Source organism: Citrobacter sp. R-1.5.2, from assembly GCF_035064245.1.
Classification (GTDB): Bacteria; Pseudomonadota; Gammaproteobacteria; order Enterobacterales; family Enterobacteriaceae; genus Citrobacter.
This window is the reverse complement of the sequence record NZ_JASEYC010000004.1, coordinates 214049-238803: the sequence shown is the minus strand read 5'-3', so window position 1 is coordinate 238803 and position 24755 is coordinate 214049. Positions and strand designations below refer to the sequence as shown.

Below are 24755 nucleotides of genomic sequence, written 5' to 3'. Positions count from 1 at the left end.
CCATTATGCCGTCTGCCGGTCATTCCATGCGTCGGTATAGATAATGTTCCCATCGCAATGCTTCCAGGTGATTTTTTCGTAGCGTAACTCTATGGTCTCAAGGTGATTGTTGTTTTTGTCTTCTGGCCCAGCCATCGTAGGAGAGACCGAGACAATCCGCACGCCCTCGAGCAGCATGTTGAAATACTCCACTTCCTGACCCGCATCATTGATTTTGTACCAACGAATCTCTGCAGACTTAAGATTCTGACCAGAAGCAACAGCTTTGTATAAATAGGGACTCGAGTAGTCAAACTCTTTGACTATCATCATCGGTGAATGTTGACGTGTGCCTGTTGGTTTACCCGTTGCATTATCGGTGGGAATAGAGAGATTGTGATGAAAACCTTTAAATTCAATACTGTATTCTCTTCCCTTTACGTCACACCCGCCCTTAATCAACGCGCCACCATCGTCATAAATCCACATATTGCCTGGAATCGCCATTTTCCTTTTCCCTCTTTCCATTAGAAACAACCACAAAAAGACTACACCTGTAATTATCGCAAGTAAATTAGTTGCAATTGTAACTATTTCAATTTTCCCGCTACACAATTCCACATATCGTAGTGGTTTACCCCATTCCTTCCCCGCTTTACACTAGGCGCGAAATTAATACAGAGGTGGGAATGAACGATTACAAAATGACGCCCGGTGAGTTGCGCGCCACCTGGGGTTTAGGGACCGTATTCTCGTTGCGCATGCTTGGCATGTTTATGGTCCTGCCGGTTCTGACCACGTACGGTATGGCGCTACAGGGTGCCAGCGAAGCGCTAATTGGCCTTGCCATCGGCATATATGGTCTGGCGCAAGCCGTCTTCCAGATCCCTTTTGGACTGGTCTCTGACCGCATCGGTCGAAAGCCCCTTATTGTTGGCGGACTAGCAATATTCGTCTTCGGTAGCGTGATTGCCGCACTGTCGGACTCCATCTGGGGCATTATTCTCGGTCGTGCGCTGCAGGGTTCCGGGGCGATTGCCGCCGCCGTGATGGCGCTGCTGTCAGACTTAACGCGTGAACAAAACCGCACAAAAGCAATGGCGTTCATCGGTGTTAGCTTTGGTATCACTTTCGCCATTGCGATGGTATTGGGGCCGATCGTTACCCATGCGCTGGGACTACACGCGCTGTTCTGGATGATCGCAGCTCTTGCTACCACGGGTATTGTGCTAACCATTTGGGTCGTTCCCAATAGCACTACCCACGTGCTGAACCGCGAGTCGGGCATGGTAAAAGGCAGCTTCAGCAAAGTGCTGGCGGAGCCCAAACTGCTGAAGCTCAATTTCGGCATCATGTGTCTGCACATTTTACTGATGTCCACATTCGTCGCCTTACCAGGCCAACTGGCAAAAGCGGGCTTCCCCGCCGCAGAGCACTGGAAAATTTATCTGGTGACGATGCTGCTGTCCTTTGTTTCCGTAGTGCCGTTCATCATTTACGCCGAAGTGAAGCGCAAGATGAAACGCGTGTTCCTCGCCTGCGTGTTACTGATCCTTATCGCAGAGATTGTATTGTGGAGCACTAACATTCGTTTCTGGGGTCTGATTGCCGGCGTGCAAATATTCTTCCTCGCCTTCAACCTGATGGAAGCCCTCCTCCCCTCGCTTATCAGCAAAGAGTCCCCCGCAGGCTATAAAGGCACGGCGATGGGCGTTTACTCCACCAGCCAGTTTCTTGGCGTGGCGATTGGCGGTTCGCTCGGCGGTTGGGTGGTCGAAATGTTTGATGGTCAGGCCGTATTCCTGGCCGGTGCGCTTCTGGCGGCAGTTTGGTTGGCGGTGGCAAGTACAATGAAAGAGCCGCCGTATGTCAGCAGTCTGCGTATTGAGATCCCGTCAGAGATTGCAGCAGATGACTCTCTTAAACAGCGCCTGCTGGCAAAAGAAGGCGTCAGTGAAGTATTACTGGTGGCAAAAGAGCATTCGGCCTACGTGAAGATCGACAGTAAAGTGACGAATCGATTTGAAGTTGAACAGACGATTAGCCAGGCTTGAAGATGAGATTTGTCAGATGGCGGCTCACGCCATCTGACATAACGACTTAATCGCGGAAGTTCTTGAACTGGAACGGCTGGCCGAGATCGCCACCGCGAACCAGCGCCATAACGGATTGCAGATCGTCACGCGCCTTACCGGTTACACGAATTTCTTCACCCTGAATCTGTGCCTGCACCTTCAGTTTGCTGTCTTTGATCAGCTTGACGATTTTCTTCTGCACTGCGCTTTCAATGCCTTGCTTCAGCTTAGCTTCGACAAACCAGGTTTTACCGCTGTGCACGAAAGTTTCTGGTACATCCAGCGACGTGCCTTCAATACCACGTTTCAGCAGTTTGGCACGCAAAATATCCAGCAACTGATTAACCTGGAAATCAGACTCGCTCAGCACCTTAATCGTCTTATTTGACTCGTTCAGCTCAAAGGTGGCCTCAACGCCACGAAAATCGAAGCGTGACTCCACTTCGCGGCTGGCATTATCGACCGCGTTACGGGCTTCCTGAAGATCAACTTCAGAAACAATATCGAAAGATGGCATCTTTTCCTCTCCCTTCATTTTTGATGCGAAGCATAATACCTGCAAAGTTACTCAACAGACAGCGCTATACTAGGCTGTATCCTTTAATTGTACGTGGTACTGATAGCTGCGAACAATAATGGGATGTAGCGGATATGGATTAACACCTGGTGCTGTTGCAGGTGAGGAGGAAGAATGAAAATTACCGTACTGGGATGCGGAGCGTTAGGACAGCTGTGGCTTACCGCGCTATGCAAACATGGACATGAGGTGCAGGGGTGGCTACGCGTACCGCAACCCTATTGCAGCGTAAACCTGATCGACACGGATGGGTCAGTTTTTAATGAATCCCTGACGGCAAACGACCCCGACTTTTTGGCAAAAAGCGACCTGCTGCTGGTTACCCTGAAAGCCTGGCAGGTTTCTGACGCAGTCAAAAGCCTGGCCGCTATTCTGCCTGAAACCACGCCCATTCTGTTAATTCACAACGGCATGGGAACGATTGAAGAGTTGCATAACATTAAGCAACCTCTGCTGATGGGCACCACCACTCACGCGGCACGCCGTGATGGGAACGTCATTATTCATGTTGCCCAGGGTACAACGCGTATTGGCCCGGCACGTGAACAAGATGGCGATTTCAGCTATCTGGCTGAAATCCTGCAAGATGTCCTGCCCGATGTCGCCTGGCACAACACTATTCGCGCTGAGCTGTGGCGTAAGCTGGCTGTGAACTGTGTCATTAACCCACTCACCGCACTCTGGAACTGTCCCAACGGCGAACTGCGTCAGCATCCAGAAAAAATAGCATTGATATGCGAGGAAGTGGCGGCGGTCATTGAGCGCGAAGGTCATCACACATCAGCGGATGATTTACGTTATTATGTCGAGCAAGTGATTGACAGCACGGCAGAAAATATCTCATCGATGCTGCAGGACATTCGTGCCTTGCGTCATACGGAGATCGACTACATTACCGGTTATTTGTTAAAACGCGCACGTGCGCACGGCATCGCCGTCCCGGAAAATGCCCGCCTGTTTGAAATGGTAAAGCGAAAGGAGAGTGAGTATGAGCGCTCAGGCACTGGTTTGCCTCGCCCCTGGTAGTGAAGAGACCGAAGCGGTCACTACTATCGATCTGCTGGTTCGTGGCGGCATTAAGGTCACGACCGCAAGCGTCGCCAGCGATGGCAACCTGACGATTGTCTGTTCGCGTGGCGTGAAGTTACTGGCTGATGCGCCCCTGGTCGAAGTTGCGGACAGCGATTTCGACATTATCGTGTTGCCGGGTGGCATTAAAGGCGCTGAATGTTTTCGTGACAGCCCGTTGCTTATCGAAACGGTGAAGCAATTCCATCGTTCCGGACGTATTGTCGCCGCAATTTGTGCCGCTGCCGCCACCGTGCTCGTCCCGCACGATATTTTCCCCATCGGTAATATGACTGGTTTCCCGGCGCTGAAAGACAAAATCCCATCTGAACAATGGCAGGACAAGCGCGTCGTATGGGATCCACGCGTCAACCTGTTAACCAGCCAGGGACCGGGTACCGCCATCGATTTTGGCTTAAAAATTATCGATCTACTGGTCGGGCGAGAAAAAGCTCATGAAGTGGCGTCACAACTGGTGATGGCTGCAGGCATTTATAACTACTACGAATAAACATGCTTACCGGATGGTTGAAACCATCCGGTAAAAGATTTAAAACCAAGGTGCTCCGCTCATAACGTTGCTATAAAACAACATTCTTCCCGCCAGTTCACCCGTCGCCATTAATACGACCCATACCCAACTCTGCTGGCTATAGTTCAGACGCGATATTCCCCACACAGCAACACAGATGCTGGAAAATAGCTGCCACCATAGCAGAGGACTTGACGCATCAGCGCCAGGCACATGATAGCGAAACCACAACCCGCTCGCCGTCAACACGATTCCAATTATGATCCCTGCATTACACACCGGTGAGGAGGATTTATGCCAATAGCCACCTGCTACCGCCACACTCATAAAACCCAGCAACACCGCCGTTGCCAGAAAGCCAAGCGGCGTGGCCAGAGTATGCCAAAGCGGGTGTAGTGCCATTTGGTAATAGACCTGAGACGTCACAAAAATTGACACAAGACCAACAAGCGCCGTTACGCCACCCAGAAGATTCACTCCAGGGTGCTCAGGCTTGAGCCAGCATAGCGCTAGCCAACAAAATATCACGGCATTCAATACGATAAATGCCACCACTTCCCGGCTCAACCAGGATATTCCCAACCCAGCTATTGAGCGGTATGCGCCAGTAGGTGTTCCCAAGTGTACAAGGGATGCCAAAGAACCCAGCACAGTGATGACCCAAAATAACAGCGCCAGCCGACGATATTGTTCAGCATTGAATTTCAGCGTACCAAAATTCTGACACAACGTTAGTGCCAGGACACCACCAATCCCCCATTGAGCGAAGACCGTAAAAAAGACTAATGGCAATTCATAGTGTTCCATTTCTCTCTCCTCAGTCCCGTGGCGCAATAATCACAATATTGGGCTTACTGATATTGTGATCGGGTAAGTTGTAGCGCTTCTCTAGTACCGTCCATTGGGTGGTATGCTCTTTGCGAAGATCTTCTATCTCGCCAAATCGTAAAACCCCCGCGGGACACGATTCGACACAGCGTGGTTGCAAACCTTCATCCAGGCGTTCCGCACACAAATTACATTTACTGGTTTTCCCCTCTTCCGCATCGTAAACCGGTGCACTCCAGGGGCAGGCCATAATACACATCTGGCAACCGATACAACGTTCGTGGTCCTGTAAAACAATCCCGTCAGCTCGTTTGGTATAAGTCCCGGCAGGGCACACTTTCATGCACTGAGGGTCATCGCAATGGTTACACGACATGCTGATAAAAGCTTGAGTATTAGGTTCATCCGTATTGCGCTCACGCACCCGCCGCCACAACACACCAAGCGGCGTCATATTTTCTGATTTGCAGGCCATGCTGCAGGTTTTACAGCCATAGCAGTTTTGCATATCAATAAGAAATCCATACTGTTTCGTCATGATTAAGCCTCCCTTCTCACGTCAACTAACGTACTGTTACAACAGTGTCCATTGCCCAACAACTCGACCTGATCGTTGGTGACGTGGCTGCTACTTCCCCCCTGTTGCTCCCACCAGCCGTTATCCAGGCTCACAACTCCCCGTTTTATATGCGTTGTGACATCGGCAATTGCTCTATGCTCTCCACGATGATTAAACACAACAACCCACTCTCCAGCCTGGATCTGACGATTATGGGCATCTTCTGGGTGAATCATAACGTTTGGACGATTACGCTGAACCTCGAGGATCCATTCATTCATACCGTGGCTCGAATGTACGCTACGTGCCAGTTTGCGCTGTACCGCCATTAACGGATAGTGGCTTGCCAGCTCAGGTGAACCTTTCACTGACTCTTTCACCTGTTTCCAGGTCACTACCGGCAGGAAGTCTTTTTTGGCCCACTCCTCAATATAAAAATGCGCCTTTCCGGTTGAGGTACAAAACTGCCCATCCTTAAAGGGGGTCCAGTCTTCTTTAACGGGGCATACCGGCCCTTTTTTTAACATTTCGCGGGTGATACCCGACCCTTTGAGGCAAGTATCAATGTAATGTTCAATGGGCTGATTAAAGACGTCTCCAAATCCAAAACGCTCGGCCAGGCGTGCAAAAATCCAGTAATCCGGTTTAGCTTCTCCCGGTGGTTCCACCGCTTTCTCCATCAGTTGTACATAGTGGCTGCGAACCCCCGCCATTAAACTGACATCTTCAAAAATGGTCGTCACGGGCAGCACCAAATCGGCATACAGTGCAGACGAACTCATCAAATTGTCTGCCACCACGACAAATGGCACTTTTTTAAAGGCTTCTCTGACCTGATTTGTATTCGGCAACTGCGTCATTGCCCCCAGTGTCATGTTCCACCAGAATTTTATTGGATGAGGTTTTTCGTTAACGATCCAGTCCCCAATTTTAGAAATGGGGATCGATGGAATTTTGGCAGCATTTGGCGCGGGGGGGATAATGGGCGAAAATTTCGCCATTTGCCTGACCCCGCCCGCATCACAGACCCCAGCACCAGGCTTACCGATATTGCCGGTTATCAGCGCCAGATAAAATTGGCTGGCAGCTACGTAAGTACCAAATTCGGTTCTCTGCGCTCCAGACATATTCTGAACAATCATCGCAGGCTGCGTGGAAGCATAGTCTCGCGCCAAGCGTAACACCGTTTGCGCTGGCACATCCGTTTCCTGCTCGACTTTCTGTGTTGTCCAGGGCTTAGCCTGCGCCCAAACGTTATCCAGTACGGTCGTAAAATCACTCTCGTTGGGCAGTTCATCATTCAGCAATGCAGGAATAACGCCCGGCGCATCATGTCGCTTCACGCTTTGTGTCAGGGTATCAAACACCAGATAACTGTCCGAATCCTGCGGGTCGGCTCGCATTAACTTCTGTTGTCCATCCACCAGATAAACCGCACCGGTGTGCGCTCGCAGAAAATCCGCGTCATAGCGTTTTTCCTGCATAATGATGTTGATCATCCCCAGCGCCAGTGCGATATCAGTCCCCGGCACAATAGGCACCCACTCATCCGCTTTAGCTGCGGTTTCGTTAAAACGGGGATCGATAACGACCATGCGCGCCCCGTTACGTTGCGCGTGTGAATAATCCTTGAAGTAAGCATGCATCGTGACGGCAGGGTTATTTCCCCAGCAGAGGATATAGCGGCTTGCTGGTATCGTGTCTCGGGTATCCGCATAGCGTAAACCCACCATTGGTATCATCGCGGCGGTGACGGCAGCACAACATAGTGAACCAGCATGTTTTGTCGATCCGCCAAGATAATCAAAAAATGCTTTCCCCATATCATTCTTGATAGAGTCCATGTTCCCTGAGGCGGCAGTTAACAATAAGCCTTTATTGCCATCACTCGCGATTGTGTCTCTGATTTTCTTTTCAATGAGATCCAGTGCGGCATCCCAGGAAATTGGCTTAAATTTCCCCTCACCTTTCTCCCCCGTACGCAGCAGCGGTTGCGTCAAACGTAGAGGGTGGTACACCCACTTCGTTCGGCTAATTCCTCGTAAGCAACATTTCACGTTAAAACCTTTCGTTGCTTCAATTTTCATCAAGCGATCTTTCCAGACATAAGCAGTCAGATTGCAATGCAGACATTCCATTGCGCAGGTCGAACGAAATGTCATGTAATCCGATTGCTGAAGACGAAACCGGGGCAACGGCGCACCGTTGGCCTGGCGTAATCCGAGAAAGGTTGGCCCTAATGTAGCTAAACCCACTACACCTAGCCCTTTTAACAGGGTTCTTCTTTTTAAACGTATATTGCTCAAAGCATCCATGGTTTCCCCTCCATAAAGTTAATCATTAGTGAATCAAGGTTCACTAATGATTAACTTGAGGTGAATCATGATCTAATCACTTAGAGGTAGTGATCTTTTTGAATTGCGAAAGCAGTCCTGTTTCTGACTCGATGATATAATCGCTAGGTATCTAAAAAGAGAACGCATATGACTGAAACATCACAAGGGGTAAATTCGGTTGATATAGCCGTCAGCATTTTGACATTTGTTGCCAGTCAAAATGGTCAAGCGAGGGCAATCGATATCGCTACTGGATGTGGTTTGTCGAAAAGCAGGTTACACAAATATCTGGTTTCACTTTGCCGAACAGGCATGCTATGTCAAAACGAAAAGGGGCTTTACAGCCTGGGTGCAACTGCACTGCAGCTGGCTGGGACGCCAACGGGTACACGCAATGCGATTAACGAGCTCAACGCTATGCTGGTTGCTTTTCGCGATACCTTTAACCACTCTACTGGAGTCGTCGTTGTCTCTGATAACGGATTAATACTCAAACATTACAATCGCAGTTTTCGAAACGTCGATATCGATTTTCTGCCCAATACGCAGGTTCCACTTCATGCCAGTGCAGCAGGGCAAATTTTTATGAGTTTTTCTGGTTATCAGGCGCAAAACCCGGCGCAGAAACAGTTAATTAAACAAATAATATCGCAGGGATATGCCGTGCGTTACAACCCAACTCAGGGGATCCCTGGAGCGCAATCTATCGCTTGTCCGCTTCAGAGTAGTAAAGGTGAGCTCATTGCAATTGCTGTAACGATGGGTTTTTTTAGTGCCGAAGCTATTCCGCAGATTGCTAATCAATTGGTCAACAGCATTGCATCACTTCAGCCGCAAGATTAGCGTTGCCCCGGCGCATAAAGCCGGGGCAAACCACAATTACGGACGATACACTTTTACGTTTTCAAAGCCCTGCTCGCGCAGATACAGCGCCTGCAGGCGGCTCATCACCCCGCGTTCACACCACAGCAGCCAGGTTTTATTCTGGTCCAGATCGCCGAATTTAGTGCTCAACTTGTAGAACGGCAGAGAAACCACGTCCACACCTTCCACCTTCAGCGGTTTGTCATCCTGTTCATCCACGGAGCGAATATCCAGAATCACATCGTTCGGACCGAAGCCGCTCACGGTTTCAACTTCCACCACGGTCTGCTGCGTCTGCTGGGCGATGTCGCGAATGTCAATATTGTTCGCTTCTTCAACCACTTTATCGAGGATCGAGAAATCGAAGTTTTCTTCTTCGGCCTCAATCTTCGCTTTAACCGCTTTCACCGTCGGGCTTTTTGAAATCACACCGCAGTATTCCGGCATGGTACGGGCGAAGTCTTCAGTACCGATTTCACGCGCCAGATTAATGATGTGCTCTTTATCATGAGAGATTAGCGGACGCAGGATCAGCGTATCCGAAACGTTATCGATCAAGCGCAGGTTGGTTAGCGTCTGGCTGGACACCTGGCCCAGCGCTTCACCGGTCACCAGCGCCTGTACGCCATAGCGTTCAGCCACTTTAGACGCCGCACGGACCATCATGCGCTTAAGGACCACGCCCATCTGGCCGTCGTCGACTTTTTCCAGGATCTCACCGACTACCGGCTCAAAGTTGATAGCAACAAAGCGTACGCGATGTGAGCTACCAAAACGGTTCCACAGATAATGCGCCACCTGGCGAACGCCGATTTCATGCGCTGCGCCGCCGAGGTTGAAGAAGCAATAGTGTACGCGGCAGCCGCGACGCATCAGCATGTAGCTGGACACACCGGAGTCAAAACCACCGGAGATCAGCGACAGAACGTCTTCTTGTGTACCAATCGGGAAACCGCCGATACCTTCATAGCGGCCTTTAACCAGCAGCAGACGGTCGTTTTCGATTTCAAGATTAACCGTCACATCCGGCTTCGTCAGCTTCACGCGCGCAGATTCAATATGCTGATTCAGTCCGCCGCCAACATAACGTTCCACCTCGATGGAGCTAAACTCATGCTTGCCGCGGCGCTTGACGCGCACACAGAAGGTTTTTCCTTCCAGTTGATCGCGGTATTGCACCAGTGCTTTCTCGAAAATATCGTGCATATCGGTAAACGGCACGTCTTCTACTTCGAGAATATGGTGAATACCCGGGATTCGGGTTAACGCGTCACGAATATCCAGACGCTGGCTTTCATCTTTGGCGCGAACCTCAACGTGATCCCAGTGACGGACAACGGCAAGGTCTTCATCGTAGTGCTTTAAAACGTTACGGATGTTCCCTGTCAGAATTTTTATAAAGCGCAAACGCACAGATTGGCTTTTGATGGTGATTTCTGGGAACAATTTAATGATAAACTTCATGGCGGCAATGGTTCTTTGGCAAGTCTGAACGACTTGTGATGGAAAATAATACAGCAGCCCATACCCGCGACTGCATCCAGGCGCGCAAGTATACCACCATCGCGCGGCTACTGTGCACATTGCGCGTTATTTGCTTATCAGTGCGAGTCCGTTACCATAGTCTTGTGCTGTCAATACAGAGAGTCAGACATTCATTATGCCGAAGAAAAATGAAGCGCCCGCCAGTTTTGAAACTGCGCTGAGCGAGCTGGAACAGATTGTCACCCGTCTGGAAAGCGGCGATTTGCCGCTGGAAGAGGCGCTGAACGAATTCGAACGTGGCGTACAGCTGGCACGTCAGGGACAAGTCAAATTGCAACAGGCTGAACAGCGCGTGCAAATCCTGCTGTCAGAAACTGAAGACGCCGCCCTCACGCCTTTTACACCGGATAATGAGTAAATGGATTTTACGCAGCAGCTACAGACTTGCGTTGAGCAGGCTAACCAGGCACTGAGCCGTTTTATCGCGCCACTGCCCTTTCAGAACACTCCCGTGGTCGAAACCATGCAATATGGCGCATTATTAGGCGGCAAACGTCTGCGCCCATTTTTGGTTTATGCTACCGGTCAGATGTTTGGCGTGAGCCTGAGTACGCTTGACGCCCCCGCCGCCGCGGTTGAGTGCATCCATGCCTATTCGCTGATGCACGACGATTTACCCGCGATGGACGACGATGATCTGCGTCGCGGTCTGCCAACCTGCCACGTCAAGTTTGGCGAAGCGAATGCGATTCTGGCCGGTGATGCGCTGCAAACGCTGGCGTTCTCTATTATCAGCGACGCCCCGATGCCAGAAGTCACCGACCGTGACCGCATCGCCATGATCTCTGAACTGGCTCAAGCCAGCGGTATCGCCGGTATGTGTGGCGGTCAGGCGCTGGATCTGGCAGCAGAAGGTCAGCAGGTAGAACTGGCGGCGCTGGAGCGTATTCACCGCCATAAAACCGGCGCATTGATTCGCGCCGCCGTTCGTTTGGGTGCGTTAAGTGCTGGAGATAAAGGGAGAGAACTTCTGCCGATACTCGACAAATACGCCGAAAGTATCGGTCTGGCCTTCCAGGTTCAGGATGACATACTGGATGTGGTAGGCGATACTGCAACATTGGGTAAACGTCAGGGTGCCGACCAGCAGCTTGGCAAAAGTACCTATCCTGCACTTCTGGGTCTTGAGCAAGCCCGGAATAAAGCCCGGGATTTAATTGAGGATGCCCGCCAGTCGTTAAGTTTGCTGGCCGCACAATCTCTCGATACCTCGGCACTGGAAGCGCTAGCGGACTACATAATCCAGCGTGATAAATAAACCAACATATCCAATGAGCTTGCGATGAGTTTTGATATAGCCAAATACCCGACCCTGGCGTTGGTCGACTCCACCCAGGAGTTAAGACTGCTGCCAAAAGAGAGCCTGCCTAAGCTTTGCGACGAACTGCGCCGCTATTTGCTCGACAGCGTGAGCCGTTCCAGCGGGCACTTCGCCTCTGGTCTGGGCACGGTGGAACTCACCGTCGCGCTGCACTATGTCTACAACACCCCGTTCGACCAGTTAATCTGGGATGTGGGACATCAGGCTTATCCGCACAAAATTCTTACCGGCCGCCGCGATAAGATTGGCACTATTCGCCAGAAAGGCGGCCTGCATCCGTTCCCGTGGCGCGGCGAGAGTGAGTATGACGTACTGAGCGTTGGCCACTCCTCAACCTCTATCAGCGCAGGCATCGGCATTGCAGTTGCCGCCGAGAAAGAAGGCAAAGAGCGCCGCACCGTATGCGTCATTGGCGACGGTGCCATCACCGCCGGGATGGCGTTTGAAGCGATGAACCATGCGGGCGATATTAAGCCTGACATGCTGGTTATCCTCAACGACAACGAAATGTCGATTTCGGAAAACGTCGGTGCGCTGAATAACCATCTGGCGCAACTGCTCTCTGGAAAACTCTATTCGTCGTTGCGCGAAGGCGGGAAGAAAGTGTTCTCCGGCGTTCCGCCGATTAAAGAGCTGCTCAAACGTACCGAAGAACACATTAAAGGCATGGTTGTGCCGGGTACGCTGTTTGAAGAGCTGGGCTTTAACTATATTGGCCCGGTAGACGGTCACGACGTGCTGGGTCTTATCACCACGCTGAAAAACATGCGGGATCTGAAAGGCCCGCAGTTCCTGCACATCATGACCAAGAAAGGTCGTGGCTACGAACCAGCAGAAAAAGATCCGATCACCTTCCACGCGGTGCCAAAATTCGATCCGTCCAGCGGATGTCTGCCGAAAAGCAGCGGCGGTCTGCCGAGCTATTCAAAAATCTTCGGTGACTGGCTGTGTGAAACTGCAGCAAAAGACAACAAGCTGATGGCGATCACCCCGGCAATGCGTGAAGGCTCCGGTATGGTGGAGTTTTCCCGTAAATTCCCGGATCGCTACTTCGACGTGGCCATTGCCGAGCAGCATGCAGTAACTTTTGCTGCAGGTCTGGCGATTGGTGGTTATAAACCCATCGTCGCTATCTATTCCACGTTCCTGCAACGCGCCTACGATCAGGTGCTGCACGATGTTGCCATTCAGAAACTGCCGGTACTGTTCGCCGTTGACCGGGCAGGAATCGTGGGTGCCGATGGGCAAACCCACCAGGGTGCGTTCGATCTTTCCTTCCTGCGCTGCATCCCGGAAATGGTCATTATGACCCCGAGCGATGAGAACGAATGTCGCCAAATGTTGTTTACCGGCTATCACTACAACAATGGCCCAACGGTCGTGCGTTATCCACGCGGTACTGCCGTAGGTGTTGAGCTGACGCCGCTGGAACAATTGCCTATCGGCAAAGGTATCGTCAAGCGTCACGGTGAGAAACTGGCGATTCTGAACTTCGGTACGCTGATGCCGGAAGCGGCTCAGGTCGCGGAATCGCTGAACGCAACGCTGGTCGATATGCGCTTCGTGAAACCGCTGGATGAAGCACTGATTCTGGAAATGGCAGCACAGCACGACGTGCTGGTGACGATTGAAGAAAACGCCATTATGGGCGGCGCAGGCAGCGGTGTAAACGAAGTGCTGATGGCGCACCGTAAGCCGGTTCCGGTACTGAATATCGGCCTGCCTGACTTCTTCATTCCCCAGGGTACTCAGGACGAGGCTCGCGCCGAACTGGGCCTGAATGCAGCCGGAATTGAGGCCAAAATCAAGGCCTGGCTGGCATAATCCCCCCCTCGCTCCTGCTATGCTTAATGAATAACACGCTAAGCAGGAGCGAATTTATGCAATACAACACCTTAGGAAAAACAGACCTTCGGGTCTCCCGCCTTTGTCTGGGCTGCATGACGTTTGGCGAACCCAATCGCGGCAATCACGCCTGGACGCTACCAGAAGAAAGTAGCCGCCCGATTATCAAACATGCCCTTGAGGGTGGTATTAACTTTTTCGATACCGCAAACAGTTACTCTGCAGGCAGCAGTGAGGAAATTGTCGGCCGTGCGCTGCGCGATTTCGCTCGTCGGGATGACGTCGTAGTAGCCACCAAAGTTTTTCACCGTGTTGACGACCTGCCGGAAGGATTATCTCGTGCGCAAATTCTGCGTTCTATTGATGACAGTCTGAAGCGTCTTGGTATGGACTATGTCGATATCCTACAAATTCACCGTTGGGACTACAACACGCCCATTGAAGAAACGCTGGAAGCGCTTAATGACGTCGTGAAAGCCGGAAAAGCGCGCTACATCGGCGCATCATCCATGCACGCTTCGCAGTTTGCTCAGGCACTGGCCCTGCAGAAACAACACGGTTGGGCACAATTTGTTAGCATGCAGGATCACTACAACCTGATCTACCGCGAAGAAGAACGCGAAATGCTACCACTTTGCTCTCAGGAAGGTGTGGCGGTGATCCCATGGAGTCCGCTGGCGCGTGGTCGCCTGACGCGCCCGTGGGGAGAAACCACCGCACGCCTGGTTTCCGATGAAGTCGGCAAAAACCTGTACGAAGAAAGTGATGAAAACGACGCGCAAATTGCTGCACGATTGACTGGCGTCAGTGAAGAACTGGGCGCTACACGAGCGCAGGTCGCTCTGGCATGGCTGTTAAGCAAGCCAGGCGTCGCCGCACCGATTATCGGCACATCGCGTGAAGAACAGTTGGATGAATTACTTAACGCGGTAGATTTAACGCTGAAACCAGAGCACATTGCCGAACTGGAAATGCCGTACAAACAGCATCCGGTGGTGGGATTTAAATAAGCGCGGTTGTAGATCGTAGGCCCGATAAGTGCCGCGCCATCGGGCAATCAGTGCCGGATACGCTATGCTTATCCGGCCTACAACGGCCTCAAAAAGGGGTTAAATGATGCCTACCGGCCAGTGATGGCCAATAAAGTACAGTATCCCGGCGGACAGTATCCCAGCCACGATATCATCGATCATGATCCCCGTGCCACCATGTACGTTACGATCGAACCAGCGAATCGGCCAGGGTTTCCACATATCCAGAATACGGAAAATCACAAACCCAGTGGCAACCCACTGCCAGTCGTTGGTCGGCAGCGCCATCAGGGTTATCCACATCCCGACAAACTCATCCCAGACAATGCTTCCGTGATCGTGCACGCCCATATCTTTTGCCGTTTGATGGCACAGATAGACGCCAATACAGATCGACAGCATGACCACCAGTGAATAGAGTTGCCACGGCAGAAATGTCATTAAATACCAAAAAGGGATCGCCGCCAGCGATCCCATGGTGCCCGGTACAATCGGGCTCAATCCGCTGCCAAATCCGGTAGCCAGCAGGTGCCACGGATTGCGCATGCTCAAACGGCTTTTTGCGACATCTTTTTTAAGGCGCGGCAAAATGGTCATATCCTTTCCAGTCGAACGTGACGGGTTTTCCATCACGCGTAAAATGAATGCCTTCCACATCCGCACTCATCTGCCCAATGCAGGTAAACGGTGTGCCGAGATGCCCCAGCGCGACGTCCAGCGCCCCACGATTCATTTCCGGTACGGTAAAGCATAACTCATAATCTTCACCGCCCGAGAGCGCCCAACGCAACGCCTGTTCAGGCTCGACGTGTTGGGTAAACGCTGTGGAAAATGGCAGAGCATCGACGTTAATCCGTGCACCACAGCCACTGGCATTAACGATATGGCCCAGATCTGAAATCAGACCGTCCGAGAGATCGATTGCGGCACTCGCCAGGTCGCGCAGGGCTTGCCCTTGTAAAATTCGCGGCGTGGGACGCAAGTGGCGCTTGAGCAGATAGTCAGCATCTTGTGCATCGGCAACCTGCAACCGCTGCTGCAAAATTGCCAACCCGGCTGCACTGTCACCCGGCGTACCGGTAACGTAAATCCAGTCGCCCGGCTTCGCACCGGAGCGTTTTAAGGCCCGTCCAACCGGGACGTAGCCATGAATACCCAGCGTCATCGACAGTGGCCCACGTGTGGTGTCACCGCCAATCAACTGCATATCATAGTAATTCAGGAGCTCAAACAGGCCATCACTGAAGGCTTCAAGCCAGGCTTCATCGACATCAGGCAATGTAATTGCCAGCGTCAGCCATGCAGGATCAGCCCCCATCGCCGCCAGATCGCTCAAGTTCACCGCCAGCGCTTTCCAGGCAAGGTCTGTGGGATCAATATCGGGGAGGAAGTGGTTGCCTGCCACCAGCGTATCGGTACTGATCGCCAGCGTTTGTTTTTCAGGGATGTTCAGAAGTGCGCAATCGTCGCCAATACCGGTTTCGACATCAAGACGAGAGCTTCTTACGCGGTCAAAATAACGGGCAATCAGGGAAAACTCGCCACATGCCATACGTTATGCCTCAGCAGGAAAAAAGAAAAAGCCGGGGAAAGTGGAAACAGGTTCCACCCTCCAGCCGGCCTCGGGATCACTTTTTGTTGGGGCGAATCACAGGTGCTGCTTTATCCAGTACGCCGTTGACGAATTTATGGCTATCTTCAGCGCCGAAGGTTTTCGCCAGTTCAATCGCTTCGTTAATGGCCACTTTATACGGCACATCACTACGCTTAGACAGTTCAAACAGCGCAATACGCAGCACGGCTTTTTCTACCTGACCCAGCTCTTCCAACAGGCGAGACAGGTAAGGCTTCATCAGTCCATCCAGGTACGCGCTGTTAGTCGCCACCCCGGACAGCAGTTCACGGAAATACAGAACGTCGACATCTTTTACGTCCTGTTCCGCCAGGAACTGGTATTCAACATCAGCGATGTCGTTCTGGGACAACTGCCAGGAGTAGAGCGCCTGGACGGCACACTCACGGGCGCGGCGACGAGCAGCAGGTTTCACGGATTTCCCCTTACAAAAATCAGGCCTTAATGGCTTTCAATACATTAATCATTTCAAGCGCAGTCAGTGCAGCTTCTGCGCCTTTGTTGCCGGCTTTGGTGCCAGCACGTTCGATGGCTTGTTCAATACTTTCGGTGGTCAGAACACCGAAGGCTACCGGGATACCGCTGTCCTGAGCGACATGCGCCAGGCCATTGCTTGCACCGCCAGCCACATATTCGAAGTGTGCGGTACCGCCACGGATAACCGTACCCAGCGCAATCACCGCGTCATATTTACCGGTTTTTGCCAGTGCGTCAGCCGCCAGCGGCAGCTCATACGCGCCTGGAACCCAAACGACGGTAATATTTTCATCTTTAACCTGACCAATACGTTTCAGGGCGTCGATCGCACCTTCCAGCAGGCTGTCATTGATAAAGTTGTTGAAACGCGCAATGGTGATGGCGACGCGAGCGTCCGGGGTAGCAACGTTAGCTTCAATAATGTTCATATTCTTCCTTCGGATTCACTAGACCCCGCAGGGGGGCGGATTTTATCATAATAATCTGTGCGCTGCTTCCCTTTCGAACCGGGAGATCATGCGCCCACTAAATGCAGGCAAAGGTCCGGACCTACATGGCGTATTTCATTGAATTTGAAATGGGGGGCGTCAGCCAGTTTCTCAAGGCCTGGAAGCACACATAATCCTCGGGCATCGCTCCCTAACAGTTTAGGCGCAACATAGACGATTAGCTCATCCACCACGCCGGCCTGTAATAACGCACCGGCGAGTGTTGGCCCGGCCTCAACCCAAATGCTGTTAATTTGCTGCTTGCCCAGCTGCATCATCAACACCACCAGATCCAGATGCCCGTTATGTTCCGGCACTTTCAGGCTACGAACCGTTTCCGGCCAGCTGCGAGGATCGTCCTGGGTACGGACAATCCAGGTTTCTCCGGGCTGTTGCACAATGCGATGCGCCGGTGTCACCTGGTTCTGGCTATCAAGTACAATTCGGATTGGCTGACGCACATTTTCCTGCGGATAACTCGCCTGGGTTGACTCCCCCAGTTCTTCCCAACGAACGGTAAGCTGAGGGTCATCCGCCAGTACCGTGGCACTGCTGGTTAAAATGGCATGACTTTGCGCGCGCAGGCGTTGCACATCGCGACGTGCCTGCGGCGAGGTGATCCACTGGCTTTCACCACTGGCCATCGCCGTACGCCCATCAAGCGAGGCACCCAGCTTGAGCTGTACGTAAGGGAATCCGGTACGCATCCGTTTGAGAAAGCCCTTATTAAGCTGCTCAACTTCGCTCATCATCAGGCCATGGCTGACGTCAACGCCCGCCTGCTGCAAACGGTAGAGACCACGACCTGCTACCTGCGGATTGGGATCCTGCATAGCGGCAACCACACGCGTCACACCGGCGGCGATCAGCGCATCGCAGCACGGCGGCGTGCGACCATGATGGCTACAGGGTTCAAGCGTCACATAGGCCGTTGCCCCCTGCGCTTTTTCTCCCGCCATACGCAGAGCATGGACTTCGGCATGAGGCTCGCCCGCGCGATGGTGGTACCCCTCACCGACGATTTCCCCATCTTTCACAATCACGCAGCCCACGTTGGGATTGGGGTGAGTAGTAAAACGTCCGCGCGCAGCAAGCTTCAGCGCTCGCGCCATGTACAATTCATCCTGCATGGCTTAGTCCTGTAGGCGAGCAATCTCTTCGCCAAATTCTTTGATATCTTCGAAGCTCCGGTAAACCGAGGCAAAGCGGATGTAAGCGACTTTATCGAGCTTTTTCAACTGCTCCATCACCAGATTGCCAATCATCTTACTCGGCACTTCACGCTCGCCTGTCGCACGCAGCTGTGATTTTATATGGTTTAACGCCATTTCGACGTCATCAGCGCTGACCGGACGTTTTTCAAGCGCTCTGAGCATGCCGCTACGCAGCTTCTCTTCATTAAAGGGTTCACGCACATCGTTGCTTTTTACAACGCGCGGCATAACAAGTTCAGCCACCTCAAAGGTGGTGAAACGTTCGTTACAGACCAGACACTGTCGGCGGCGGCGTACCGAAGAGCCCTCGCCCACAAGACGAGAGTCAATTACCTTAGTGTCTACGGCGAAACAGAATGGGCAATGCATACGGCGTCCTGTACCTTAGTGGTTCGCAGAAATCTATTTTACCCTGAACTGGCGTGACAACAAAGGCGGAGCGCTTTTGAGACAAAGGATCGATGCCTTCGTGCTCTGCGCACACTACCATTATGCTATCGCGACAATGAAGGAAGTAATCACAATGACAAGACGTTACCTAAGAATTCTCCTGGTGGGAAGCCTCTTTAGCCTCAGCGCCTGTGCACAACAAAGCGAAGTACGCCAGATGCATCAAAGCGTTAGCACGTTGAATAAAGAGATGACGCAGCTCAATCAGGAAACGGTAAAAATTACGCAACAAAATATGTTGAATGCCAAATCGACCAGTGGAGCTTACCTGCTACCCGGTTCCAAAACACCTGCCCGGCTGGATAGTCAGATCGGCACGTTGCGTATGTCGCTGGTGAATATTGCGCCAAATGCGGCAGGAACGCGCCTGACACTGCGTATTCAGGGGGAATCGAATACCCCGCTCCCTGCCTTTAGCGGTACTGTAGAGTACGGACAGATTCAGGGCACCACAGACAACTACCAGGAAGTGAATGTACAGAATCAGTTGATAAACGCCCCGGCAAGTATCCTTGCCCCCAGCGACGTGGATATTCCGTTGCAGCTAAACGGACTGTCTCCTGACCAGTTAGGTTTTGTTCGCATCCACGACATCCAGCCTGTTAGTCAATAAACTTTTTGCGGAACGTTTTTGTGCGTTTCGCAACATCAACCCGCCCCATTTTGTTACTCCTCTGACATAAGCGATATTTCCAGTAAAACTTGGCAACATTCATCGGAGCCAGTACAATTCGCCGCCTAAAGTACGCAAACGTGAACGCAATCGATTACGTAAATGATAGAACTGTGAAACAAGACATATTTTTGTGAACAATGATTTTTATAATAAGCTCCGAAGAAATACGAAATATTTAGAAACGCAATTTGCGCCTTTTTCACTCCCGAAAGGGATTTCAAACAGTGGCATACATATGAAAAAAACATTACTTGCAGCCGGTGCAGTGCTGGCGCTCTCCTCGTCATTTACTGTTGCAAACGCGGCAGAAAATGACAAACCGCAATATCTTTCCGACTGGTGGCATCAGAGCGTTAACGTTGTGGGTAGCTACCACACTCGCTTCGGACCGCAGCTCCGTAACGATACCTACCTGGAATACGAAGCGTTTGCCAAGAAAGATTGGTTCGACTTCTATGGTTACATGGATGCACCGGTATTCTTCGGTGGTAACACCGATGCGAAAGGTATCTGGAACCACGGCTCTCCGCTGTTCATGGAAATCGAACCCCGTTTCTCCATCGACAAACTAACCGGTACCGACCTGAGCTTCGGTCCGTTCAAAGAGTGGTATTTCGCGAACAACTACATCTACGACATGGGTCGTAACAAAGATGGCCGCCAGAGTACCTGGTACATGGGTCTGGGTACCGACATCGACACCGGCTTGCCGATGAGCCTGTCCATGAACGTGTACGCTAAGTACCAGTGGCAGAACTACGGTGCTGAGAACGAAAATGATTGGGACGGCTACCGTTTCAAAGTGAAGTACTTTGTACCGATTACCGAACTGTGGGGCGGTAACCTGAGCTACATCGGTTTTACCAACTTTGACTGGGGTTCCGATCTGGGTGATAAGAGCGCCTACGCTGAGAATGGCATTAAACAGCGTACTAACAACTCTATCGCCTCCAGCCACATTCTGGCGCTAAACTATGACCACTGGCATTATTCTGTCGTTGCCCGTTACTGGCACAACGGTGGTCAGTGGAACGATAACGCGGATCTGAACTGGATGAATGAAAACGTTCGTTCTACCGGTTGGGGTGGTTACCTGGTTGTAGGTTACAACTTCTAATCCAGTAAATTTATCAAAGACAAGCCAGCTTAACCGCTGGCTTTTTTATGGCTGATCTTCACAGCGTACCTTACGTAAAAAGTCACTTAGCGAACGATCCGCCGATTCGCGAAAATGCCTGTCGAGTGGCGTGATCTTCAGACAACGATCAACGCGAAAACAGCGATAATCGTCACGATTCTCACACCATGCAACCAGCAGCCAGTGCTCGCCCCCGAAAAATAACCCCAACGGCTGAACGTCTCGCCAGGAGAGATTCCCGGACTCATCGCGATAATGCAGCGCCAGAATCTGCTGCGCCGAAACCGCGCGATGAATAAGATCGAACGCACTACGTGAATGCGGCTGATTACCAAAATCTGGTGCGAAAATCCGCGTTTGTTCGGCCCTGCGCCGACTCTCTGGCGGCAATATCGCCAGCACTTTTTCCTGCGCGGATTCCAGCGCTTGTGAGAGTGAATCCCCGCCCCATGTTTTCAACAGCCGAATCGCTACCATCAACGCTTCTGATTCGTGATGCGTTAACATCAACGGCGGCAGATCAAACCCGGCCATTAAGCGATAGCCACTGCCCGCTTCACCCTCAATGGGCACGCCGGATAAAGAGAGATCGCGGATATCGCGATAAATCGTCCGTTCAGAAACCTCAAGACGCTCTGCCAACAGCGCCGCCGTTGTCACTCGCCTGCCACGCAGGATTTGTACAATCTGAAACAAGCGGTCGGCGCGTCGGGTCATTTTAGTCCTCTGTCCTGAAAATATTACGCGGGTTGATGTAAACCAACACGATTGCCTTCGCTGTCAGTAAACAGCGCAATCGTGCCAATATCCTGCCCCAGTTCGATCGGGCCAAACACGCACTGGCCGCCCGCGGTAGCGACGCGTTCAAGCGTTGCCACTAAATCATCCGTATGCAGATAAATAATAGCGCCCTGCGCTGAAGGCGTAATACCGTCAAATTTAGCCAGCGCCCCACCAGGAGCAGGCTCCTGATACGGGAATACGGCCAGCTCAGCGCAGTCCATGTTCTCCCGGCGCAAAGAAATCTGCATCACTGGCTCATAAAAAGCGATGGCGCGATCCATTTGTACCACGGGGATTTCAAACCAGTTAATAACGTTTTTCATACATCCTCCTGCCTGTGTGAGTAGTCTCAGAAGGACTATAAGACAGGGCTACTGACAGCATACTGTCAGTAATGTGACGACAGAAAAAGATCATGGTCTGCTGCTAAATCGCAGGCAAAAAAAATCCCGACCTTACGATCGGGATTTCAGTTCTTTTGCCTGCGTTGGTTAAGGCAGAATTGACGGTTGATCCGCCCCTTCTTTCTCGACCTTCTGCTGCAGCATGTGCTCGCGCTTCATACCCAGCTTCAACGCCAGAGCCGAAGCCACATAGATAGACGATGCTGTACCGATGGACACACCGATAAGCATGGTCAGCGAGAAGCCTTCCAGTACCGGGCCACCGAACAAGAACAGCATCAGGATAACCATCAACGTGGTACCGGATGTAATCAACGTACGGTGCAGCGTCTGGGTCAATGACACGTTAAAGATTTCGTAAGGCGTACCGCGACGAATCTTGCGGAAGTTTTCACGAATACGGTCAGATACCACGATACTGTCGTTCAACGAGTAACCGATTACCGACATCAGTGAGGCAACGATAGTCAGGTCAATCTCGATATGGAACAACGACAGGATCCCGAGCGTAATGATAACGTCGTGCGCCAATGCGATAACCACACCTGCCGCCAGTCGCCACTCGAAGCGGAAACCAACATAGACCAGGATGGAGATCAGTGCCGCCATCAGCGCCATCGCACCGGTTTGTGCAAGATCGGCCCCCACGCTCGGACCCACGAATTCAATTCGCTTCACCGCCGCGTTTTGGTTGGTGGACTCGTTAATCACACTCAACACTTTGCTGCCCAACACCTGGCCGCCGTCTGCGCCTTCAGTTGGCGGCATACGTACCATAATGTCGTGGCTGCTGCCGAAGTTCTGCAGCAGCGGATCAACGAAGCCCGCTTTCTCCAGCGCATCGCGCATCACGTCCATGTCCGCTGGTTTTTCCAGCGTAATTTCAATCACCGTACCACCGGTGAAATCGAGCCCCCAGTTAAACCCACGCACGCCCATCACAATGATGGCCGCAATCAGCAGGAAACCAGAAATGCCGAAAGCCCAGTAGTCCCAGCGCATAAAGTCCCAGACTTTACGGCCGTGGTTCAATTGTTCAACAGTATATTCCTGTGCCACATCGCACTCCTCAGATTGACAGCTTTTTGACGCGCTTGCCGCCATACAACAGGTTTACGATGGCACGTGTACCGACAATCGCGGTAAACATCGACGTCGCCACACCAATACCAGTAGTAATCGCGAACCCTTTAATTGCCCCGGTGCCGACTGCGTACAGGATGATGACCTTGATCAACGTCGTAATGTTCGCATCGAAGATGGAGCTAAATGCACCCGCATAACCTTCATTGATTGCTTGCTGCACCGAACGTCCGTTGCTCAACTCTTCTTTGATACGTTCGTTGATCAGTACGTTAGCATCGACCGCGACGGCAAGGGTTAAGACGATCCCCGCAATACCCGGCATACTCAACGTCGCCCCCGGCAACAGTGACATAATGCCGACAATCAATACCAGGTTGGCAATCAGCGCGCTTGTCGCAATCAGACCGAACTTCTTATAGAAGAAGATCATGAACAGAATTGAAACTACCAGACCGGCCAGACACGCTTCCAGACCCTGTTTAATGTTCTGCATACCCAGGGTTGGGCCGATTGTCCTTTCTTCAACAATCTGAATCGGCGCAATCAATGCACCAGCACGTAACAGCAGGGAAAGCTGACGCGCTTCGTTCGGGTTGTTGATACCAGTAATACGGAAGCTGTTGCCCAGGCGAGACTGGATGTTGGCAATGTTAATCACCTCTTCCTGTTTCACCAGAACGGCACGACCGTTGGCATCTTTCTTACCGCTGTCTTTGTACTCCACGAACAGGGTCGCCATCGGCTTACCGATGTTGTCCTTGGTGAAGTTAGACATGATGTTACCACCTGCGCTATCCAGCGAGATGTTAACCTGCGGCTGATTGTATTCGTCCTGGCTGGAAGTGGAATCGGTGATATGGTCACCGGTCAGGATCACGCGCTTGTACAGCACTACTGGCTGACCTTCACGGGATTGTTTCACTTCCGAATCACCCGGAACGCGTCCGGATGCCGCAGCAGACTGGTCAACGTTGGTATTTACCAGACGGAATTCCAGCGTCGCGGTGGCGCCCAAAATTTCTTTCGCACGCGCAGTATCCTGGATACCAGGCAGTTCGACGACGATACGGTCAGCACCCTGACGCTGAACAACAGGTTCAGCAACACCCAACTGGTTAACACGGTTACGCAGGATGTTGATGTTCTGCTGGACCGCATATTCACGCGCTTCACTCAGGCGCGCATCGGTCATCACCGCACGCAGCGCATTGCTGCCCTGGCTGGAAATCACCAGATCCTGGTGACGCTTGCTCAGGTAAGAGATAGCTTCATCACGGGCATTTCCATCACGGAAGGTGATGCTCAGACCGTAGTTATCTTCTTTACGAACGGTAGTATAAGGAATGCCTTTTTCTCGCAGATCGCTGCGCAGGCTATCGATATTTTGTTCCTGCAATTTACCCAGTGCGGTGTCCATATCCACTTCCATCAGGAAGTGAACGCCGCCACGCAGATCAAGACCGAGTTTCATCGGTTCTGCGTGAATGGCTGCCAGCCAACGGGGTGTTGCCGGAGCAAGGTTAAGCGCCACGACGTATTGATCACCCAGCACGCCCATCAACACTTCACGTGCGCGCAGTTGGGTATCGGTGGAGTCAAAGCGCGCAAGAATAGCGCCCTCTTCCAGAGCCACAGACTTAGGTGTGATTTTATCTTCTTGTAACGTTTTCTGGACCTGGATCAGCGTTTGCTCACTGGCGGCGGCACCGCGCACGCCAGTGATTTGAACAGCCGGATCCTCACCATACAGGTTGGGAAGTGCGTAAAGCAGGCCGACGATAATAACGACGACCAGCATAATGTACTTCCACAAAGGATAACGGTTTAACACGGCAGTTCCCTTTGG

The 24755-nt window shown here is 51.9% G+C and carries 26 protein-coding genes; 10 read left to right on the top strand and 16 right to left on the bottom strand.

Annotation, left to right across the window (positions count from 1 at the left end; all coding sequences use genetic code 11):
• Nucleotides 1-3: 3 nt before the first annotated feature.
• Nucleotides 4-486 (bottom strand): Hcp family type VI secretion system effector, encoded by a 483-nt coding sequence (locus tag QMN38_RS10345; protein ID WP_003021598.1) that lies wholly within the window; start codon nucleotides 484-486, stop codon nucleotides 4-6.
• 182 nt (nucleotides 487-668) lie between these two features.
• Here QMN38_RS10345 and QMN38_RS10340 point away from each other — a divergent pair, with 182 nt between their 5' ends.
• Nucleotides 669-2033, top strand: coding sequence for an MFS transporter (locus QMN38_RS10340; protein WP_323605011.1), 1365 nt, complete (start codon nucleotides 669-671; stop codon nucleotides 2031-2033).
• A gap of 46 nt (nucleotides 2034-2079) precedes the next feature.
• Here QMN38_RS10340 and QMN38_RS10335 read toward each other — a convergent pair whose 3' ends face one another.
• Complete coding sequence (locus QMN38_RS10335; protein WP_003831002.1) at nucleotides 2080-2571, bottom strand: YajQ family cyclic di-GMP-binding protein; 492 nt, start codon at nucleotides 2569-2571, stop codon at nucleotides 2080-2082.
• A 174-nt stretch (nucleotides 2572-2745) separates the two neighbouring features.
• Here QMN38_RS10335 and panE point away from each other — a divergent pair, with 174 nt between their 5' ends.
• Together panE and yajL are read left to right on the top strand one after the other, a co-directional pair.
• Nucleotides 2746-3657, top strand: a complete 912-nt coding sequence (gene panE / locus QMN38_RS10330) for a 2-dehydropantoate 2-reductase (protein WP_271455958.1) — start codon at nucleotides 2746-2748, stop codon at nucleotides 3655-3657.
• Complete coding sequence (gene yajL / locus QMN38_RS10325) at nucleotides 3620-4210, top strand: protein deglycase YajL (protein WP_323605010.1); 591 nt, start codon at nucleotides 3620-3622, stop codon at nucleotides 4208-4210. The genes panE and yajL overlap by 38 nt, the downstream gene beginning before the upstream one ends.
• 39 nt (nucleotides 4211-4249) lie before the next feature.
• Here yajL and QMN38_RS10320 read toward each other — a convergent pair whose 3' ends face one another.
• From QMN38_RS10320 to QMN38_RS10310, 3 genes are read right to left on the bottom strand one after another with little or no spacing between them, the layout of a single operon-like run.
• Nucleotides 4250-5038, bottom strand: a complete 789-nt coding sequence (locus QMN38_RS10320) for a dimethyl sulfoxide reductase anchor subunit family protein (RefSeq protein ID WP_271441084.1) — start codon at nucleotides 5036-5038, stop codon at nucleotides 4250-4252.
• 10 nt (nucleotides 5039-5048) lie between these two features.
• Nucleotides 5049-5597: a 4Fe-4S dicluster domain-containing protein gene (locus tag QMN38_RS10315; RefSeq protein ID WP_323605009.1), complete on the bottom strand. Its 549-nt coding sequence runs from the start codon at nucleotides 5595-5597 to the stop codon at nucleotides 5049-5051.
• Between the two features lie 2 nt (nucleotides 5598-5599).
• Nucleotides 5600-7933, bottom strand: coding sequence for a molybdopterin-containing oxidoreductase family protein (locus tag QMN38_RS10310; RefSeq protein ID WP_323605008.1), 2334 nt, complete (start codon nucleotides 7931-7933; stop codon nucleotides 5600-5602).
• Nucleotides 7934-8101: 168 nt separating this feature from the next.
• On the opposite strand from QMN38_RS10310, the gene QMN38_RS10305 reads away from it, so the two are divergent.
• Nucleotides 8102-8797, top strand: coding sequence for a helix-turn-helix domain-containing protein (locus QMN38_RS10305; protein ID WP_323605007.1), 696 nt, complete (start codon nucleotides 8102-8104; stop codon nucleotides 8795-8797).
• Between the two features lie 36 nt (nucleotides 8798-8833).
• Here QMN38_RS10305 and thiI read toward each other — a convergent pair whose 3' ends face one another.
• The gene (gene thiI / locus QMN38_RS10300) at nucleotides 8834-10282 is read right to left on the bottom strand and encodes a tRNA uracil 4-sulfurtransferase ThiI (protein WP_137384637.1); all 1449 of its coding nucleotides are present in this window, start codon (nucleotides 10280-10282) and stop codon (nucleotides 8834-8836) included.
• A gap of 196 nt (nucleotides 10283-10478) precedes the next feature.
• On the opposite strand from thiI, the gene xseB reads away from it, so the two are divergent.
• Genes xseB through yajO form a run of 4 tightly spaced genes read left to right on the top strand, consistent with a single transcriptional unit; the run spans nucleotide 10479 to nucleotide 14539 of the window.
• Nucleotides 10479-10721: an exodeoxyribonuclease VII small subunit gene (xseB, locus tag QMN38_RS10295; RefSeq protein ID WP_096759458.1), complete on the top strand. Its 243-nt coding sequence runs from the start codon at nucleotides 10479-10481 to the stop codon at nucleotides 10719-10721.
• Nucleotides 10722-11621, top strand: a complete 900-nt coding sequence (ispA, locus tag QMN38_RS10290; RefSeq protein WP_271441087.1) for a (2E,6E)-farnesyl diphosphate synthase — start codon at nucleotides 10722-10724, stop codon at nucleotides 11619-11621. It begins immediately after the preceding gene.
• Nucleotides 11622-11645: 24 nt separating this feature from the next.
• Nucleotides 11646-13508 (top strand): 1-deoxy-D-xylulose-5-phosphate synthase, encoded by a 1863-nt coding sequence (gene dxs, locus QMN38_RS10285; protein ID WP_137384639.1) that lies wholly within the window; start codon nucleotides 11646-11648, stop codon nucleotides 13506-13508.
• Nucleotides 13509-13564: 56 nt separating this feature from the next.
• Nucleotides 13565-14539: a 1-deoxyxylulose-5-phosphate synthase YajO gene (yajO, locus tag QMN38_RS10280; protein ID WP_271450110.1), complete on the top strand. Its 975-nt coding sequence runs from the start codon at nucleotides 13565-13567 to the stop codon at nucleotides 14537-14539.
• A gap of 99 nt (nucleotides 14540-14638) precedes the next feature.
• On the opposite strand, the gene pgpA is transcribed toward yajO, so the two are convergent.
• The 6 genes from pgpA to nrdR all read right to left on the bottom strand — a co-directional run bounded on the left by pgpA (nucleotide 14639) and on the right by nrdR (nucleotide 18741).
• The gene (gene pgpA / locus QMN38_RS10275; protein WP_323605006.1) at nucleotides 14639-15157 is read right to left on the bottom strand and encodes a phosphatidylglycerophosphatase A; all 519 of its coding nucleotides are present in this window, start codon (nucleotides 15155-15157) and stop codon (nucleotides 14639-14641) included.
• Nucleotides 15135-16112: a thiamine-phosphate kinase gene (thiL, locus tag QMN38_RS10270; protein WP_323605005.1), complete on the bottom strand. Its 978-nt coding sequence runs from the start codon at nucleotides 16110-16112 to the stop codon at nucleotides 15135-15137. The genes pgpA and thiL overlap by 23 nt, the downstream gene beginning before the upstream one ends.
• Nucleotides 16113-16188: 76 nt before the next feature.
• Nucleotides 16189-16608: a transcription antitermination factor NusB gene (gene nusB, locus QMN38_RS10265; protein WP_000801129.1), complete on the bottom strand. Its 420-nt coding sequence runs from the start codon at nucleotides 16606-16608 to the stop codon at nucleotides 16189-16191.
• 19 nt (nucleotides 16609-16627) lie between these two features.
• Nucleotides 16628-17098: a 6,7-dimethyl-8-ribityllumazine synthase gene (gene ribH, locus QMN38_RS10260; protein WP_003021575.1), complete on the bottom strand. Its 471-nt coding sequence runs from the start codon at nucleotides 17096-17098 to the stop codon at nucleotides 16628-16630.
• An 86-nt stretch (nucleotides 17099-17184) separates the two neighbouring features.
• Nucleotides 17185-18288: a bifunctional diaminohydroxyphosphoribosylaminopyrimidine deaminase/5-amino-6-(5-phosphoribosylamino)uracil reductase RibD gene (ribD, locus tag QMN38_RS10255; protein WP_271450112.1), complete on the bottom strand. Its 1104-nt coding sequence runs from the start codon at nucleotides 18286-18288 to the stop codon at nucleotides 17185-17187.
• A 3-nt stretch (nucleotides 18289-18291) separates the two neighbouring features.
• Nucleotides 18292-18741 carry a transcriptional regulator NrdR gene (nrdR, locus tag QMN38_RS10250; protein ID WP_003021571.1) on the bottom strand — a complete coding sequence of 150 codons (450 nt, stop codon included), beginning with the start codon at nucleotides 18739-18741 and terminating at the stop codon, nucleotides 18292-18294.
• A 154-nt stretch (nucleotides 18742-18895) separates the two neighbouring features.
• Between nrdR and QMN38_RS10245 the strand changes: the two genes are divergently transcribed.
• Complete coding sequence (locus QMN38_RS10245) at nucleotides 18896-19435, top strand: SadB/YajI family lipoprotein (RefSeq protein WP_137384643.1); 540 nt, start codon at nucleotides 18896-18898, stop codon at nucleotides 19433-19435.
• Nucleotides 19436-19733: 298 nt separating this feature from the next.
• A complete protein-coding gene (locus QMN38_RS10240) occupies nucleotides 19734-20615 on the top strand; it encodes a nucleoside-specific channel-forming protein Tsx (protein WP_271454028.1) in 882 nt (293 codons plus the stop codon).
• A 45-nt stretch (nucleotides 20616-20660) separates the two neighbouring features.
• Here QMN38_RS10240 and QMN38_RS10235 read toward each other — a convergent pair whose 3' ends face one another.
• From QMN38_RS10235 to secD, 4 genes are all read right to left on the bottom strand, one after another.
• Nucleotides 20661-21353: a helix-turn-helix transcriptional regulator gene (locus QMN38_RS10235; RefSeq protein ID WP_323605004.1), complete on the bottom strand. Its 693-nt coding sequence runs from the start codon at nucleotides 21351-21353 to the stop codon at nucleotides 20661-20663.
• Nucleotides 21354-21376: 23 nt separating this feature from the next.
• Nucleotides 21377-21742, bottom strand: a complete 366-nt coding sequence (locus QMN38_RS10230; RefSeq protein ID WP_271441094.1) for a VOC family protein — start codon at nucleotides 21740-21742, stop codon at nucleotides 21377-21379.
• A gap of 168 nt (nucleotides 21743-21910) precedes the next feature.
• Nucleotides 21911-22882 (bottom strand): protein translocase subunit SecF, encoded by a 972-nt coding sequence (gene secF / locus QMN38_RS10225; protein ID WP_202039313.1) that lies wholly within the window; start codon nucleotides 22880-22882, stop codon nucleotides 21911-21913.
• Between the two features lie 10 nt (nucleotides 22883-22892).
• On the bottom strand, nucleotides 22893-24740 hold the full coding sequence (secD, locus tag QMN38_RS10220) for a protein translocase subunit SecD (RefSeq protein ID WP_137384646.1): 1848 nt from the start codon (nucleotides 24738-24740) through the stop codon (nucleotides 22893-22895).
• Between the last annotated feature and the right edge of the window lie 15 nt (nucleotides 24741-24755).

Excerpts from the sequence above, each read along its gene's own strand:
- QMN38_RS10345 (WP_003021598.1), bottom strand. The coding sequence starts at position 486 with ATGGCGATTCCAGGCAATATGTGGATTTATGACGATGGTGGCGCGTTG.
- QMN38_RS10340 (WP_323605011.1), top strand. The coding sequence starts at position 669 with ATGAACGATTACAAAATGACGCCCGGTGAGTTGCGCGCCACCTGGGGT.
- QMN38_RS10335 (WP_003831002.1), bottom strand. The coding sequence starts at position 2,571 with ATGCCATCTTTCGATATTGTTTCTGAAGTTGATCTTCAGGAAGCCCGT.
- panE (WP_271455958.1), top strand. The coding sequence starts at position 2,746 with ATGAAAATTACCGTACTGGGATGCGGAGCGTTAGGACAGCTGTGGCTT.
- yajL (WP_323605010.1), top strand. The coding sequence starts at position 3,620 with ATGAGCGCTCAGGCACTGGTTTGCCTCGCCCCTGGTAGTGAAGAGACC.
- QMN38_RS10320 (WP_271441084.1), bottom strand. The coding sequence starts at position 5,038 with ATGGAACACTATGAATTGCCATTAGTCTTTTTTACGGTCTTCGCTCAA.
- QMN38_RS10315 (WP_323605009.1), bottom strand. The coding sequence starts at position 5,597 with ATGACGAAACAGTATGGATTTCTTATTGATATGCAAAACTGCTATGGC.
- QMN38_RS10310 (WP_323605008.1), bottom strand. The coding sequence starts at position 7,933 with ATGGATGCTTTGAGCAATATACGTTTAAAAAGAAGAACCCTGTTAAAA.
- QMN38_RS10305 (WP_323605007.1), top strand. The coding sequence starts at position 8,102 with ATGACTGAAACATCACAAGGGGTAAATTCGGTTGATATAGCCGTCAGC.
- thiI (WP_137384637.1), bottom strand. The coding sequence starts at position 10,282 with ATGAAGTTTATCATTAAATTGTTCCCAGAAATCACCATCAAAAGCCAA.
- xseB (WP_096759458.1), top strand. The coding sequence starts at position 10,479 with ATGCCGAAGAAAAATGAAGCGCCCGCCAGTTTTGAAACTGCGCTGAGC.
- ispA (WP_271441087.1), top strand. The coding sequence starts at position 10,722 with ATGGATTTTACGCAGCAGCTACAGACTTGCGTTGAGCAGGCTAACCAG.
- dxs (WP_137384639.1), top strand. The coding sequence starts at position 11,646 with ATGAGTTTTGATATAGCCAAATACCCGACCCTGGCGTTGGTCGACTCC.
- yajO (WP_271450110.1), top strand. The coding sequence starts at position 13,565 with ATGCAATACAACACCTTAGGAAAAACAGACCTTCGGGTCTCCCGCCTT.
- pgpA (WP_323605006.1), bottom strand. The coding sequence starts at position 15,157 with ATGACCATTTTGCCGCGCCTTAAAAAAGATGTCGCAAAAAGCCGTTTG.
- thiL (WP_323605005.1), bottom strand. The coding sequence starts at position 16,112 with ATGGCATGTGGCGAGTTTTCCCTGATTGCCCGTTATTTTGACCGCGTA.
- ribH (WP_003021575.1), bottom strand. The coding sequence starts at position 17,098 with ATGAACATTATTGAAGCTAACGTTGCTACCCCGGACGCTCGCGTCGCC.
- ribD (WP_271450112.1), bottom strand. The coding sequence starts at position 18,288 with ATGCAGGATGAATTGTACATGGCGCGAGCGCTGAAGCTTGCTGCGCGC.
- nrdR (WP_003021571.1), bottom strand. The coding sequence starts at position 18,741 with ATGCATTGCCCATTCTGTTTCGCCGTAGACACTAAGGTAATTGACTCT.
- QMN38_RS10245 (WP_137384643.1), top strand. The coding sequence starts at position 18,896 with ATGACAAGACGTTACCTAAGAATTCTCCTGGTGGGAAGCCTCTTTAGC.
- QMN38_RS10240 (WP_271454028.1), top strand. The coding sequence starts at position 19,734 with ATGAAAAAAACATTACTTGCAGCCGGTGCAGTGCTGGCGCTCTCCTCG.
- QMN38_RS10235 (WP_323605004.1), bottom strand. The coding sequence starts at position 21,353 with ATGACCCGACGCGCCGACCGCTTGTTTCAGATTGTACAAATCCTGCGT.
- QMN38_RS10230 (WP_271441094.1), bottom strand. The coding sequence starts at position 21,742 with ATGAAAAACGTTATTAACTGGTTTGAAATCCCCGTGGTACAAATGGAT.